13 protein-coding genes and 1 riboswitch are annotated in these 15,196 nt (G+C 42.6%); of the genes, 9 read left to right on the top strand and 4 right to left on the bottom strand.

All coding sequences use genetic code 11. The annotated features are described in order from the left end of the window. Window positions 1-12 precede the first annotated feature (12 nt). On the bottom strand, window positions 13-2,100 hold the full coding sequence (locus QR721_RS09915; RefSeq protein ID WP_348026483.1) for a methyl-accepting chemotaxis protein: 2,088 nt from the start codon (window positions 2,098-2,100) through the stop codon (window positions 13-15). A gap of 263 nt (window positions 2,101-2,363) precedes the next feature. Here QR721_RS09915 and QR721_RS09910 point away from each other — a divergent pair, with 263 nt between their 5' ends. The 4 genes from QR721_RS09910 to QR721_RS09895 all read left to right on the top strand — a co-directional run bounded on the left by QR721_RS09910 (window position 2,364) and on the right by QR721_RS09895 (window position 6,373). Continuing rightward, entirely contained in the window at window positions 2,364-3,524 is a 1,161-nt protein-coding gene (locus QR721_RS09910; protein WP_348026481.1) for a pyridoxal-phosphate-dependent aminotransferase family protein, read from the top strand. A gap of 112 nt (window positions 3,525-3,636) precedes the next feature. Continuing rightward, a riboswitch (TPP riboswitch) is annotated at window positions 3,637-3,739 on the top strand. Window positions 3,740-3,867: 128 nt separating this feature from the next. Continuing rightward, a complete protein-coding gene (locus tag QR721_RS09905; RefSeq protein WP_348026479.1) occupies window positions 3,868-4,620 on the top strand; it encodes an ABC transporter ATP-binding protein in 753 nt (250 codons plus the stop codon). Next, entirely contained in the window at window positions 4,617-5,357 is a 741-nt protein-coding gene (locus tag QR721_RS09900; RefSeq protein WP_348026477.1) for an ABC transporter permease, read from the top strand. Before QR721_RS09905 ends, QR721_RS09900 begins: the two co-directional genes overlap by 4 nt. Continuing rightward, complete coding sequence (locus tag QR721_RS09895; RefSeq protein ID WP_348026475.1) at window positions 5,354-6,373, top strand: ABC transporter substrate-binding protein; 1,020 nt, start codon at window positions 5,354-5,356, stop codon at window positions 6,371-6,373. Before QR721_RS09900 ends, QR721_RS09895 begins: the two co-directional genes overlap by 4 nt. A 302-nt stretch (window positions 6,374-6,675) precedes the next feature. Here QR721_RS09895 and QR721_RS09890 read toward each other — a convergent pair whose 3' ends face one another. The 3 genes from QR721_RS09890 to QR721_RS09880 form a co-directional block, all read right to left on the bottom strand. After that, window positions 6,676-7,434 (bottom strand): FixH family protein, encoded by a 759-nt coding sequence (locus tag QR721_RS09890; RefSeq protein ID WP_348026473.1) that lies wholly within the window; start codon window positions 7,432-7,434, stop codon window positions 6,676-6,678. A gap of 15 nt (window positions 7,435-7,449) precedes the next feature. Continuing rightward, complete coding sequence (locus QR721_RS09885; protein WP_348026471.1) at window positions 7,450-8,028, bottom strand: SCO family protein; 579 nt, start codon at window positions 8,026-8,028, stop codon at window positions 7,450-7,452. A 100-nt stretch (window positions 8,029-8,128) separates the two neighbouring features. Next, window positions 8,129-9,184 carry an LLM class flavin-dependent oxidoreductase gene (locus QR721_RS09880; protein ID WP_348026469.1) on the bottom strand — a complete coding sequence of 352 codons (1,056 nt, stop codon included), beginning with the start codon at window positions 9,182-9,184 and terminating at the stop codon, window positions 8,129-8,131. 229 nt (window positions 9,185-9,413) lie between these two features. On the opposite strand from QR721_RS09880, the gene QR721_RS09875 reads away from it, so the two are divergent. From QR721_RS09875 to gpmI, 5 genes are all read left to right on the top strand, one after another. Next, complete coding sequence (locus QR721_RS09875; protein ID WP_348026467.1) at window positions 9,414-11,147, top strand: methyl-accepting chemotaxis protein; 1,734 nt, start codon at window positions 9,414-9,416, stop codon at window positions 11,145-11,147. Window positions 11,148-11,214: 67 nt separating this feature from the next. Then, window positions 11,215-11,439, top strand: a complete 225-nt coding sequence (locus QR721_RS09870) for a glutaredoxin family protein (protein WP_348026465.1) — start codon at window positions 11,215-11,217, stop codon at window positions 11,437-11,439. Window positions 11,440-11,700: 261 nt separating this feature from the next. Continuing rightward, complete coding sequence (locus QR721_RS09865) at window positions 11,701-12,903, top strand: phosphoglycerate kinase (RefSeq protein ID WP_348026463.1); 1,203 nt, start codon at window positions 11,701-11,703, stop codon at window positions 12,901-12,903. Beyond that, a complete protein-coding gene (gene tpiA / locus QR721_RS09860) occupies window positions 12,900-13,658 on the top strand; it encodes a triose-phosphate isomerase (protein WP_348026461.1) in 759 nt (252 codons plus the stop codon). Before QR721_RS09865 ends, tpiA begins: the two co-directional genes overlap by 4 nt. Next, a complete protein-coding gene (gene gpmI, locus QR721_RS09855) occupies window positions 13,655-15,193 on the top strand; it encodes a 2,3-bisphosphoglycerate-independent phosphoglycerate mutase (protein WP_348026459.1) in 1,539 nt (512 codons plus the stop codon). The genes tpiA and gpmI overlap by 4 nt, the downstream gene beginning before the upstream one ends. Window positions 15,194-15,196 lie beyond the last annotated feature (3 nt).

The raw sequence follows: 15,196 nt of genomic DNA, 5'->3' as shown, positions 1-15,196 counted from the left end.
TTTGATAGATGATTAATCCATCTTGAATTTGTCGACTTCTTTGATCAATTCGTCGGCAATTTTTGAAAGGTTGCTTGCTCCGTCTGTCATGTCTTCAACAACAGCAGTTTGTTCTTCTGTTGTCGCGGCAACTTCCTGTGCATTAGCAGTCAGTTTGTCATACAAGTCGGCAACTTCTTGGATGGAACCGAGAAGTCCGGACGTGATTTGTTCAACCTCTAAAGAAATCTCTGCCGTGTGGCGGGATTCTTCAGAAACTTGTTCAACCGCTTCAAGAATGCCATTAAATGCAGTGCCCGCTTCATTCGTCAATGTATTGCCTTCTTGAACAGCTTCATAGCCATCGTTCATACTGTCCATAGCCTTGGAAATCTCATTTTTGATTTCAGCAATAAGGTCATTGATCTGCTTGGCAGCTGTGCTCGATTCGATTGCAAGTTTGCGTACTTCATCAGCAACAACAGCAAAACCTTTACCGGATTCACCAGCTCTTGCAGATTCGATTGCTGCGTTTAGAGCAAGCAAGTTCGTCTGCTCGGCAATTGACGTAATAAATGAAGAAATCGTTTCGATTTGAGTTGATTTATCATTCAGCTGGATAACGATATTTTTTGAGCCCTTTGTATGGGTGTCTATTTTGACCATATTTTCCGCGGAATGGGCGATAGCTTCTGATCCGCTATTCGAAATTTCTACTGTATGGCCAACTAGATTGTTTACTTTCTGGATATTATCACTAACATGTTTGACTTCATTTGTAATCTGATGAATATCTTCAATCGCATTGTTAACAAGCCTTGATTGTTTCTCAGTTTCATTGGATACATCCTGAATGGATCCCGAAATCTGACCTGCTGCTTGTCTTGTTTCTTCAGCACTTGCCTGGAATTGTTCAGACATGGCTGCCAATTGGTCTGCGGAATGAACGACCTTTGAAAAAGCGGAACGGACTTCTGAAAGCATATGATCATACTTCTCAGCAAGATTGCCAAAATCGTCATTACGTTCCTTGAGTTGTGTTAAATGTTCATTATCCGTAAATTCAAGTCTCGAAGTCCGATCAATTACTTCACCAAATGCCTCAACTGGCTTGGAGATTCTGCGGCTAATTATAATGGATAATACAATTGATAAAATGACTGAAACGATGACGATAATAATGGAATAAATGTTTTTCTTCATAAGAAGGCCTTTGAAATAGGACTCATCATACTTGATAACAAGCAGGCGTGATTGTTTATAAAGTGTGTCGCCGTTTTCATCCTTTTTCAAAGCAGGTATGTAATGGTATTTAAATTCTTTTCCATTTTCTTTTGCTTCTTTTTCGATCGAATTTCCACTCTTGATTGCCTCGGCACCAATCTTGGCTGACTTTTTGCTAATCTTGATGGATTCACCTTTATTGTTCTGATCTGTGATTGACTGTTCTGGCATTTTATCAGCTTGGACTGTATAAATGTCGATATTGTCCACGTAATCATGTGCCTTTTCCAGATTGGAAGCAAGTTGTGTCATGTCCAGATCTTTAATGAGACTGTCGAATTGTTCAGATGTGGCACCTAATTCAATTAAATACTTCTTATCAGGTGTCGCCATATAGCTGAATTTATTCGCTTGCTTTGTCGCTTCGGAGATTTCCATTCGATCTGTTTCGAATTTGCCGCTGTTCAAACGGCCCATGAGCAAATCGGTAATCCCGAATTCCTTAAAGTCGAGACCAAGGTCAGCTTTGCGGGATGAGTGGGTAATGACAAGATCCTTATTCAAGACGAAAATATCAAACCCATCGAATTGCTTCTTATAATCAGCAAGATTCCATGAATCGATATTCGGGTTCTTTTTGTATTTGTTTATAAGGACCTTCGTGTATTGTTCCATCTTCTCGCCAAGCGACTTTTCAATAATGCTATAAGCAGCATCCGAACTGTTAATGGCATTGAGTATATTCTCCTCTACCAGCTGTTCGGTCTCTTCATTCTTCTGGACAAGATCCTTGCGAGCGTTCCAGTAATTGAACAGCATGATCAGGATGACTAGCACAGAAATCGATATGCCCAGCATGAAAACGAGATTGCGCTGAAAAGTATTTCTCTGGCGCATGTTAGTATAGACCTCCTTATTTTTTGATAAATGGTATATATAACCTATATTAGTATCCGTCCAATTACATATAAAATCAAGATGTTTTGTTGAAATTTGTCATTTTTTTGTCAAACTGAATGCATAAAACGTTAAAATAAATCAATATGACTATAGAAAAAGATTAAGAATTCGAAAATTGCGAATCAGGGGGAAAAAGAGTTAAAATGTAGTATAGTTAATTTGAACAAATTACATAATACCTTTCAGGAGGGGAAAAGTTCATGCGTAATGAAGAAATGCTGTTGATCCCAGGCCCAACGCCTGTTGTCGACTCTATCTACGATGCAATGTCTCAGGAAACATGGAGCCATACAGATCCGCGTTTCGCAAAAATCTACAAAGATTCAGTTGCGAAAACACGTGAAATGTTCAATAACACAGAGGGCGAAGTAATCGTCTTTGCTGCTTCCGGAACACTAGGGATGGAAATGGCACTTGCGAATACAGTCAAGCCTGGTGAGAGAATTCTAATCATCAGCCAAGGCTTCTTCGGTGACAGATTCAAGGATGTTGCCGCAGCTTATGGCATTCCTTTTGACGTTGTTGAAGCAGAATGGGGCCATCAGGTTGACCCGAACATGGTTGCAGCACGTCTTGCAAACAACACGTACAGAGCTGTTACTGTAACTCACGCTGATACATCTACTGGTGTTGCAGCTGATCTTGATGTTCTTGTTCCTATGATCAAGCAGCATGGCGCGCTTGCAATCGTTGATGGCGTTTGCGCGACTGCGGCAATGGAAGAAGACATGGGCAAAGCATATTGCAACAACCCTGAATGGACACTTGATGTAGTTCTTACAGGATCCCAGAAGGCTATCGGTGTACCACCAGGTCTTGCGATTGTATCATTCAGCAAAACAGCTCTAGCAGCTCGTGATGCAATGGAACGCGTTCCTGGTTATTACATTGATATCAAACGCTGGATTCCGATCATGCATGACCCTACTAAATATTTCGCAACACCTGCAGTAAACCTTGTCTATGCTTATAACGAAGGCATGCGTCTTGTTCTTGAAGAAGGACTTGAGCAGCGTTACCGTCGTCATCGTCAATTCCGTGAAGGTGTACAAGCTGCACTTGCGGTATACGGCATGAAGGCACTAGCAGTTGAAGGTGCTGCTGCTGATACGCTTACTTGCGCACTTTATCCTGAAGGTGTCAATGATGCAGAATTCCGTCAGAAGCTTGCTGACAAGAAAGTTGTCGTTTCCGGTGCACTTGCACATTTGAGCGGCAAGGCTTTCCGTATCGGGCATATGGGTAATACAACAAAAGAAATGCTTGCTGAAGCAATCCGCCTCATTGGTGAAACTTTGAAGGAAATGGGCTTCGAAGCAGATATCGATGCTGCTGTTAAAGTATTCAACAGCAAATTCTAATTTTTGTAAGCTCCGGACATACTCCGGGGCTTTTTTACTTGCTGAAGTTGACTTGCTTTATTTCTTAAATCATGACATACTGTCATTAAGTATGCTGAAAATTCAATAATTTTATCACCACTAGGGGTGCTCAATTGCGAGCTGAGAGAGGCGTGGCCTTGACCCTTGAACTTGATCTAGTTCGAACTAGCGTAAGGAAGCGGTGAAGAAGATCTCTGCATGGTCATGACCAGCAGTGTATATTCTGTATGTGTGTCTAAAAAGCACCGCTTCCCGTATTACTGGAAGCGGTGCTTTTTTATGTTAGACGGATTGATCACTTGAAGAAAGGGTGTGAAAGGAAATGAGTGAAAAGGCTTTAGAGTTTGAAAATGTCAGTTTCAGTTATGGAAATAAAGAGATATTGAAAGGGGTTGATCTATCGATTAAAAAGGGTGAGTTCGTAAGTCTGATTGGTGCGAGTGGTTCGGGCAAGTCAACTATTTTCAGATTAATTACAGGTTTGGAAAAGGTGGATTCCGGTGTAATCCAACTAAACGGAGAAATGAGGGAGAATCGGCATGGAAAAGTAGGTTATATGCCACAACGGGACCTCCTTATGCCATGGCGGACAGTATATGAGAATGTAAGGCTGCCCCTGGAGTTGAATAGAACAGAAATTCATAGCGATGAAATTACAGAAATGCTTGATGCATTTGGACTTGACGGCTATGCGAAGAAATATCCGGGTGAACTTTCTGGTGGTATGCGTCAGCGTGTATCCTTTTTAAGAGCAACGCTTGCTGGGTCTGAATTACTGTTGCTTGATGAGCCTTTTTCCGCTCTTGATGCACTTACAAAACTTTTCATGCAGGAATGGCTTTTGGAGCGCTGGGAGCGTGATAAGAAGACTGTTTTGTTCATCACTCATGATATAAGTGAAGCAGTATTTCTATCAGACCGGATTCTTGTGCTGGAAGAGACGCCGGCTAAAATGCTTACAGAGATTGAGGTACCGCTCGATCGGCCGCGAAGGCGCAAAGATGAAGATCTACCGGCTGTTCTGCATTTGAAAGAATCGCTCATTGAACGGTTCAGAAAGCAGGCTCTAAAATGAGACGGATTGCACCGGTAATATTTATTATCATCCTCCTGATCATCTGGGAAATCGTTGCCCGTTCGATTGACATGCAATTCATTTTGCCAACACCGACAGGCATAGTCAATAAGATTTGGGAGCTAAAAGATGTGCTGCTCCTGGAACATTTGCCGGCTACAATGCTTGTCGTTTTCATCGGCCTTATGATTTCGATTGTACTTGGTATTCTATTAGCGATTCTAATGACAGTAAGCCAAATGATAGAGCAGGCACTTTATCCTGTTTTGGTCGCAACCCAGACGATACCAATTATAGCCATTGCCCCAGTCTTTGTGCTTTGGTTCGGCTATACAATCTGGAGCAGAGTACTTGTGACTGTGCTGATCACCTTTTTCCCAATTGTCATTTCTTCATTTGATGGGATTCGTGCAACAAGTAGAGAATTGACAGAACTGATGCATACAATGGGAGCTAATCGGCGAGACATCTTTTTCAAATTACAAGTTCCTGCCTCACTGCCCAGCTTCTTTTCCGGATTAAAAGTTGCTGTTCCAATGGCAGTTATCGGAGCGGCAATCGGTGAATGGCTCGGTGCACAGGAAGGACTCGGATACTTCAGCAGAAGAATGATGACACAGTTTGATGGAGCAGGGGTCTTTGCACCAATCATCGTATTGTCACTCGCAGGCCTGTTGCTATTTGCAATTGTTTTGGTACTTGAAAGTTACATATTGAAATGGAGGAAATACGAATGAAAAAATTGTTGATATCGTTTATTGCTATTTTTACATTATTATTGATTGCTGGATGTGGTGCGAAAGATGAAACTGAAAAAGATCATGCAAGAGGGAAATCAGATGAGCGTTTGAAAAAGATTACCGTCATGCTGGATTGGTATCCCAATGCTGTACATAGCTATTTGTATGCAGCCAAAGAGAAAGGTTATTTCAAAGATGAAGGACTTGATGTAGAATTTGAATTTCCTGCGAATCCGACAGACCCGCTCAGTCTCGCGGCTTCTGGGAAAGTGACGATGGGAATGTATTATCAGCCGGATGTCATCATGGCCCGTGCCAATGAAGACATTCCAGTAAAAGCAGTTGCAGCTGTTGTTCGTTCACCACTTAACCGCCTCGTATATGAGACTAAAACAAAAATCAAGTCACCAAAAGATCTGGAAGGAAAAAATGTTGGCTATTCTGGTATTCCTGTAGCAGAAAAAATGATTGAAACGATGGTCAAAAAAGACGGAGGGGATCCGGCTAAAGTTAAAATGACGGATGTTGGTTTTGATTTAATGCCGGCACTTGTTTCTGGAAAGACAGATGCTGTAACAGGAATGTATGTGAACCATGAGGTACCGATTCTCGAAAGTGAAAAGCATGATGTAGGTGTATTGAATCCAGAAGATTACGGCGTACCATCCTATTATGAACTTGTTGCAGTAACAAGTGATGCGACCCTAAAGAAAGAGAAAAAGCAAATTGAAGCGTTCTGGCGTGCGGCAGAAAAAGGATTTAATTTTACAGTCGAGAACCCAGAACAGTCATTGGAAATTCTCTTGGACAATCAGGACAAGTCCAATTTCCCACTTGACGCGACAATTGAGAAGAAGAGTCTTGAAATCCTTCTGCCAAAGATGAAATCTGACAAAGGTTTCGGCAGTCAGGAAAAGTCATCTTGGGAAGAGACGGCAAAATGGCTTAAGGATTATGATCTAATCAAAAAAGAACCTGAAGCTACAGACGTTTACGTAAATATTGCAGAATAAATATATGAAATCAGACAACTTATATTGGTTGTCTGATTTTTTGTCGTATACGGCGAATTTTGGAGAAATCAATTTGCTCATAATTCGCCAATGTTATCTTGGGTTGTCGATTGTTATTCTAGGTTTCGACAAACAAAGGAATGTGTCGAATAAGCATATGGAAGTTGTCGAATCTAGCAAGTGAACATGTCGAAAGATGAACGAGTATATTCGACACGAACTTAATAGAATGTCGAACGAGTTAATAATTTTCGACATAAAAAATCCCGATTGCACAGTGCAACCGGGATTTGGTTCTCGCGTTATTCAACTGTCAAAGTATAGTGCTCATGTTCATGCAAACCTTTATCATTTTCAACGTGAATTTGTACTGTATACTTGCCGGCATTTTTAAAAGCATATGTAGCTTTATATTGACCGGTCTTAATTTCCTGCGTAGCTACCCATGCATGTTTTTTAACATCATCTTTGGAAATTTCATAACGGACATTTGCTTCTGTAAGTGGTTTTCCGTCCTTCTCCAAATGAACGGCCAATTCAGTATCTGTATTTTTGCTGATTTTTTCCGGCTTTATAAAATGAAAACTGAGATCAGAGGCATGGTGCTCATCGCCGTGGCTGTGTCCCTCATGCTCATTCCTCGTAGTTTCAGAACTGTCGATCGCAATTTTCTTTGTTGGCATCTGGTGTTGCTGACGTGCCGTTACATGTACCTGGACAGTATAGACGGCATCTTCTTTGAAAGTGTAATTAGCAGTATATTTACCGTCTTTTTTATTTGCAGCATCAATTATTTCGGAGTCTTCTTTGGCGCCGTCTTTCCATATTTCGAATTGAACCTCAGAAGCATCGTCTACTAGCTCTTTCTTTTGTTTAACTGTTGCTTTTAGTTCAATGGGCTTGTTCTTTTCGCCAGTTTCGGGCACATTCAGAGCAACTTCTAGCGGATCGAGCGTGTTCGGCTCTTTTGATGAAGTGTCCTTCGCTTTGTCCTTTTCCCCACATGCTGAAAGGAAGAGTACAAGGATCACTGTTCCAATAATAAATAGACTTTTTTTCAAATGAGTATCCTCCTTTTATTGAACTTTCTTTAAGTCATCCACGATGGCATCAATTGATTTATTGTCACTTCCGTCGTATCTCTTAATTACTTTGCCGTCAGGATTAACGAGGAAGAAGCTCGTCCCGTGTGTGAACTGGTCTGTATCGGTTCCCTCCGGTGGTTTCTCGGCTAGACTTTTGAAAGAGAGTACGGAAAGCTCTTTAATTGTATTGAAATCATAACCTGTTAGGAAATTCCAGTTCTTCGTATCAGCATTATAGCTTTTTGCATATTTCTTCAGCACATCTGGTTTGTCGCGATCCGGATCAATACTGAAAGATACAAGTTGGACATCGACATTTTCTTTTGCTGCTCTGTTCTGAAGCTGTTTCATATTTGAAGTCATTGGCAGGCAAACGGTAGTACAGTTTGTAAAGATGAAATCGGCAACCCACCAGTTACCTTTTAAATCTTTAAGTCCGAATTTATTACCATCCTGATTCCTATATTCGAAGCTTTTAACGTCCACAGACATATTCGTCTCAATTTTGGACTGGCCACAAGCAGCAAGTAACAGAATGGCAAGGAGCGGAATGATTTTATATATTTTCAAATAAATAACTCCTCTCACCCACTTATTAAAATCTTCTACAAATTTTACTATAGCATCTATTATCTGCAACCGGTATGACAGTTATGTGAACGTAAGTGGTTTATTTTACGTTATTAATTAGCTCGTTAGCAAGCGGTACTGTCACTTCGGCAAAAAGGCGGATACTTTGCTCAACGAGTGCGGCGGGCAGTCCGCCAATATCCATTTGCGCAATGAACCGGTTATGGCCGAATAATTGATACTGATTGGCAATTTTCTGAGCTACACTCTCAGGGCTGCCTACAAATAGGGATGTATCAGGTGCTGTTAACTCCTCGAACTCCTCCCAAGTTAATTGAAAGTCTTCTCCACGCTGTCGATGCACATAGCTGCGATAATTCTTGTAATAAAGATAGAATTGCTCCTTTGCTTCTTTTGTTGTTTGAGCAATGAAAGCATGCCCTGTGACACCTAGGGAAAGCTGATCGATCGGTTGTCCAGCATTGCGTGCAGCTTCCCAATATGCATCAGCAAGCGGCTTGAATCGCAAGGCATCACCTTTCAAAATTGCCATAGCCATATTGGCCCCGCTCTTCCCGGCAAATGCCGCACTTTCCGGAGAACCGCCGACACCAATCCATATCGGCAGCTGTTCCTGTAATGGACGCGGAGAAATTTCCGCTTGCTGCAGTTCGGGACGGAAGCGCCCGTGCCAGGAAATGATCTTTTCTTCATTTAGCTTTAAAAGCAGTGCCATTTTTTCTTTAAACAAAGCATCGTTTTCTTCCAATTCATAGCCGAACAGAGAAAAAGACTCAGCGAAAGCGCCGCGTCCACACATGATTTCCGCCCGTCCGCCGCTAAGAAGGTCGAGAGTGGAGAAGTCTTCAAACAATCGAACCGGGTCAGTCGTACTAAGAACTGTGGCGGCACTTGTCAATCTAATTTTTTCGGTTGCCTGAGCAATGCTGGCGAGAACAAGGGCAGGCGCAGAAACTGCGTAGTCAAGTCGGTGATGTTCGCCTACTCCAAAAATATCCAATCCGCCTTTCTCAGCAAGAATTGCCTGATGAATGATTTCCTTAATGCGGACAGCGGGCGATACAATTTTTCCACTGTGCGGATCGGCAACGAGATCTCCGAGCGTATAGATGCCGTATTCCATCTTTTTCTCCATGAAAGTCGTCTCCTTTTTTACACTATCATTTTTATTATAAAGCGCCGTGTGCGAAATTACGCATTTACTGTTTCAGAAAATGACGATAATCGTCTTAAATTAGTGAGACAGGCATGAAAAGGATGAGAAAAACAAGTTTGGAAAATTTCACTAAATAAATTAACTAAACTGCTACATATATAGTTCAAAGATCCGATAAAATGGAAAAGGAAGGGGGGCATGTTTGACAATGAAGTGGACAATACGTAAAAAGCTGGTTTTAATCTCATTGATTTTGTTAGCGCTTCCAACTATGATTATCGGCTACTTTGGATATACGGGTGCGAAGAAAGGTCTTGATGAACAAGGTACGAAAGGTCTTAAGAATAATGTAATCCTTGCGGAGAAATTAATTACTGTGCTAAATGAGGAAGTTAAAGCAGGTAAGCTGACACTTGAGGAAGCTCAGGAAAGGGCTAGAGTAATGCTCATTGGGAAGAAACAGGGAGATGGCAAACGTTCCATTGATTCAAAAGTGGATATGGGAGAGAATGGCTACTTTTTCGCACTTGATGATCAGGGGGTCGCTGTTGCCCATCCAATGAAAGAAGGAGAAAGCCTCATTGATAGCCAAACTCCCGATGGCGTATATTCTACTCAGGAGATTATCAAGAGAGCGAATAGCGGCGGTGGTTTTATAGAATTTGAATTTGAAATGCCTGGGGGCAAAGAAATAGCTCCGAAGATTGTTTATGCAGATAAAGAAAAGAACTGGGGATGGATTATCACATCAGGTTCTTATATGAAGGAATTCAACAGTGAAGCAACAAAAGTTCTAACAACGACATTGATTGTACTTCTGTCAGCCCTGACTATCGGAATTATATTCATTTTCTGGTTTGCCGGAAAGATTGCCAATCCGATTTTAGTTATTACAAAGCAGGTCGAAAAGCTGGCGAAAGGGGATTTGAAAACTGAAGAGGTCTCTATCAAATCGAATGATGAGGTAGGCGAATTGTCCCGTTACTTCAATGAAATGGCTGGAAATTTAAAGACGATGATACTGAGTGTATCGGAAGCTTCCCATCAGGTTGCAGGTACATCAGAACAATTATCAGCAAGTAGTGAAGAGACTGCCAAGCTGGTTCAACATGTTGCAGAATCGGTACAGGAAATTGCAAGCAGCGCAGAGGGACAAGTGAACCGTTCCAGTTCGTCCAGCAATGCAGCCAAGAATATCTCAACTCATATAAATGATATTGTCATGATTGTGGAGGATGTCAGTCTCGCCTCACGTCAAACAGCAGATGGGGCAGAAAATGGTAACGAGATTATTACGGCAACTGTTGATCATATGACGACTGTCCAGGAACATACTGCCGGGCTTTCGGGCATTGTAAACGGGCTTGGCAGCAAATCAAAGGAAATTGGTAAAATTGTTTCAATGATTACAAGTGTCGCCGAACAGACGAATTTGCTTGCACTTAATGCATCGATTGAGGCAGCACGTGCAGGTGAGCAGGGGAAAGGTTTTGCTGTCGTTGCCAATGAAGTTCGCAAACTTGCAGAGCAGTCCGCTGACGCCGCACAGCAAATCAGCAGTCTGATTGAAGCGATTCAAGTCGACATTGATAAGTCGGTCGTCGCGATGCATGAAGGAGAGTCATCTGTTGATGAGGGACTGAAGCTCGTAAACGAAGCTGGTGATGCATTCAGGGATATCGTGCAGGCTGTGCGTCATGTTTCTGATCAGGTGGAGGAAGTTTCCGGGGCTGTTCTTGAAATGTCCAAAGAAACAAAAGAAATGGAAAGCCTAATTGAAGAATCAGAGCATACGACGGACGTAGCAGCAGATTATACACAGCAAATTGCCGCAGCTGCTCAGGAGCAGAGTGCGTCAGTGGAAGAGATAACAACAGTGTCCAATATGCTTTCGGAAATGGCACAGCAACTTCAGGAATCAATTAGTGATTTTAAAATGTGACACATTGACGAAAATGATTCCTTCTCGGAAAATGAAAATAGATAATTATGAGGAGGAAGCCGCTACGATGAAGGAAGTTTTACTGTATACGAGAAAACAATGCCCACTTTGCGATGAGGCGAGGGCCCTCCTGGAGCTGTTCGATGTGAATATAATAGAGCACGATATCGAAACGAGAGATGAGTGGCAGCTCAATTATGGATTGATGATTCCTGTTATCGTCATTGATCGTGAAGAGATGTATGGAGAGCAGATTAGTTTTGAACAATTGAACAAGCGATTAAGTTCATAGAAGATTAAACTGCTCGTATGGCAGATGATAAAGGCCGGCAACTGGAGTATTTTGCAGTTGCTGGCTTTTTCTATTAAGGCAAGGGGATATTTCCCCCTTTAATCGGGTAGAAAATAGTATGTCACTTTTAATGATAATGCTACAATATAGTAGTCCTTTAGAGTAAACTCTTATATAATAAAGGAAAAGCAGACGGTGCAAAAAAGCCGGATTGCGTATACATAATGAAGATAAATGCAAATATTGGAGGATATGAAACATATGAATAAAAAAACGCTGAACGATCTTGATGTGGCTGGCAAGAACGTGTTTTGCCGTGTGGACTTCAATGTGCCGATGGATGAAGGGGAAATTACTGACGACACACGTATCAAAGCAGCCTTGCCGACAATCAGACATCTTTCCGATCAGGGAGCGCGTGTCATTCTTGTGACTCATCTTGGACGCCCTAAAGGAAAAATTGATGAAACATTGCGTCTTGATCCAGTTGCGGCTAGATTAAGTGATTTGCTAGAGCGTGATGTTATCAAGACAGATTCGGTTTATGGTTCTGAAGTGGATGAAGCGATCAAAGGCCTTTCAGATGGTGATGTCCTCTTAATTGAGAATGTACGCTTTGAAGCCGGCGAAGAAAAGAATGCGCCTGAGCTTGCAGAAGCATTCGCAAAAATGGCTGACCTCTATGTAAACGATGCATTCGGAACGGCTCACCGTGCTCACGCTTCAACAGCAGGTGTAGCAGAAAAACTGCCGAGCGCAGCAGGTCTGCTCATGGAAAAGGAAATTGAAGTTCTCGGGAAAGCTCTTGAAAATCCTGAACGTCCGTTTACAGCGATTATTGGCGGCGCCAAAGTAAAGGACAAGATTGATGTCATCGACAATTTGCTTGATAAGGTTGACACATTGCTAATCGGCGGAGGACTTGCCAATACTTTCATCAAAGCGGAAGGTCATGATGTAGGAGACTCGCTTCTAGAGGCTGATAAAGTCGATACAGCGAAAAGATTCATTGAGCTAGCGAAAGAGAAAGGCGTTCGTTTCGAAATCCCAGTCGACGTCGTCATTGCTAATGAATTTTCTGAAGATGCAGAGACAAAAGTTGTACCTGTATCTGAAATTCCTGAGGGCTGGCAGGCACTTGATATCGGGCCGAAGACACGCAAGACGTACAGTGAGCTGATTGCTGATTCCAAGCTGGTTGTCTGGAACGGACCGATGGGTGTATTTGAAATGGAGCCTTTCTCAGCTGGAACGAAAACAGTTGCCGATGCACTGGCAAAAACAGCAGGTTATTCTGTAATCGGTGGCGGAGATTCGGCTGCAGCTGTTGAGAAGTTCGGTGTTGCAGAAAAGATGGATCACGTTTCAACTGGTGGGGGAGCATCATTGGAATTCATGGAAGGAAAGACACTTCCAGGTGTCGCTGCACTTGATGACAAGGATCAGGGGGCACAGCTTTCATGAGGAAAACAGTAATTGCCGGCAATTGGAAAATGCACAAATTGCTTAATAGCGCCGGCCAATTTATAGATGATATTAAATCCTCTGTCCCATCTGCAATGAAGACAGAAACGATTGTTTGTGCACCGTATCTATTCCTTCCACTGCTCGTTGAAAAGGCAAAAGGAACTGATATCAGAATCGCTGCCCAGAATATGCACTTCGAAGAAAAAGGTGCATTCACTGGTGAAGTGAGTCCAGGAATGCTTGCTGATATTGGTGTAAGCCATTGTGTTATCGGACACTCTGAGCGTCGTGAAATGTTTGGAGAAACAGATGACTCAGTGAACAAGAAAACTCATGCAGCTTTTGCTCATAATATCCTTCCGATCATCTGCGTTGGTGAATCACTTGAACAGCGCGAATCAGGAGTTATGGAAAGCCATATTAGACAGCAAGTTGAAAATGCGCTCTCAGGTCTTTCAGATGAGCAGATTTCCAAAACAATCATTGCTTATGAACCAATCTGGGCTATTGGAACAGGCAAGACAGCAACAGATGAAGAGGCGAATGATGTTTGCAAACATATTCGCAAGACCATTGCTGAACTGTCTAATCAGGAGATTGCAGATCAAGTCATTATTCAGTATGGCGGTAGTGTGAAGCCTGATAATATAGGGGATTTGCTTGCAAAAAGTGATATCGATGGTGCCCTTGTCGGTGGTGCGAGCCTTGAAGCAGATTCCTTTGTGAAACTGCTTGAGGAGGGCACCAAATGACGGATCGGAAACTTGCCGCTCTCATCATCATTGATGGGTTCGCATTTCGTGATGAAACGGAAGGCAATGCCGTCGAACAGGCACATAAGCCGAACTTTGACCGCTACTGGACTGAATTCCCGCATGAGACATTGACTGCATGCGGGAATGCTGTCGGTCTGCCGGAGGGGCAGATGGGCAATTCCGAAGTTGGTCATTTGAACATTGGTGCTGGCCGAATTGTTTATCAAAGTCTGACACGGATCAATCTGGCAATTGAGAATGGTGATATCTTTGAAAAGCCGGCTTTCTTAAAAGCTGTTCGTCAGGCTCGGGATACGGGCAAAGCACTTCATTTGTTCGGTCTGCTTTCCGATGGTGGGGTCCACAGCCATATTCGTCATCTGTATGCTCTGCTGAAGTTGGCTAAAAAAGAAGGACTTGATCGTGTGTATGTACACGGATTCCTGGATGGCCGGGATGTCGGCCCTAAGACAGCCCTCGGATATATTCAAGAAGCTGAAGAAAAGATGAAAGAAATCGGAGTCGGTTCTTTCGCAAGCATTACCGGCCGTTATTACGCAATGGACCGTGATAAAAGATGGGAACGGGTAAAGCTTGCCTATGATGCAATGACTGCTGGTGCTGGAGAAAAGTTCCAGTCTGCTGAAGCAGCTGTCGAAGCAAGCTATGCATCTGGCATCACAGATGAATTCGTAAAGCCAACGGTAATGGTAAATAGTGAGGAGAATCCGATTGGTAACATTGAAACCGGGGATTCTGCTATATTCTTCAACTTCCGTCCAGACCGTGCGATTCAGCTTTCACTTGCTTTTGGCAATGAAGATTTTAATGAGTTTGACCGAGGTCCATCAAAGCCGGCAAACTTGAATTTCGTCATGATGCTCCCATACAGTGACATGATTCATGGAGAAACAGGCTTTGAACCGATCAATTTGAATAATACTGTAGGTGAAGTGATCTCTGTTAATGGAATGAAACAGCTCCGGATTGCAGAGACAGAAAAATATCCGCATGTCACATTCTTTATGAGTGGCGGACGGGAAGATGAATTCCCTGGTGAAAAGCGGATTCTGATCAACTCACCAAAAGTAGCTACATATGACTTGAAGCCGGAAATGAGTGCCTATGAAGTGACAGATGCGCTGCTTGAGGAACTTGATAGAGATGATCTGAATGCAGTAATTCTGAACTTCGCCAATCCTGATATGGTCGGCCATTCCGGTCTTCTTGAGCCGACAGTGAAGGCAATTGAGACAGTAGATGAATGCCTTGGCAAGATTGTGGACAAGATTATCTCTCTTGGAGGTACAGCAATTATTACTGCAGATCACGGCAATTCCGATGAAGTTGTTACGATAGAAGGCAAGCCAATGACAGCTCATACGACAAATCCAGTTCCTGTAATCGTTACAAAGAATGGAATTGATCTGCGCTCCGGCGGTATTCTTGCTGACCTTGCACCGACATTGCTCCATCTTTTAGGGTTGGAAAAACCGGAAGAAATGACAGGAAAAACACTAATCAAACAATAGAGA

This window comes from Aciduricibacillus chroicocephali (genome assembly GCF_030762805.1).
GTDB classification, from domain to species: domain Bacteria; phylum Bacillota; class Bacilli; order Bacillales; family Amphibacillaceae; genus Aciduricibacillus; species Aciduricibacillus chroicocephali.
This window is presented reverse-complemented; position numbering and strand designations above follow the sequence as displayed.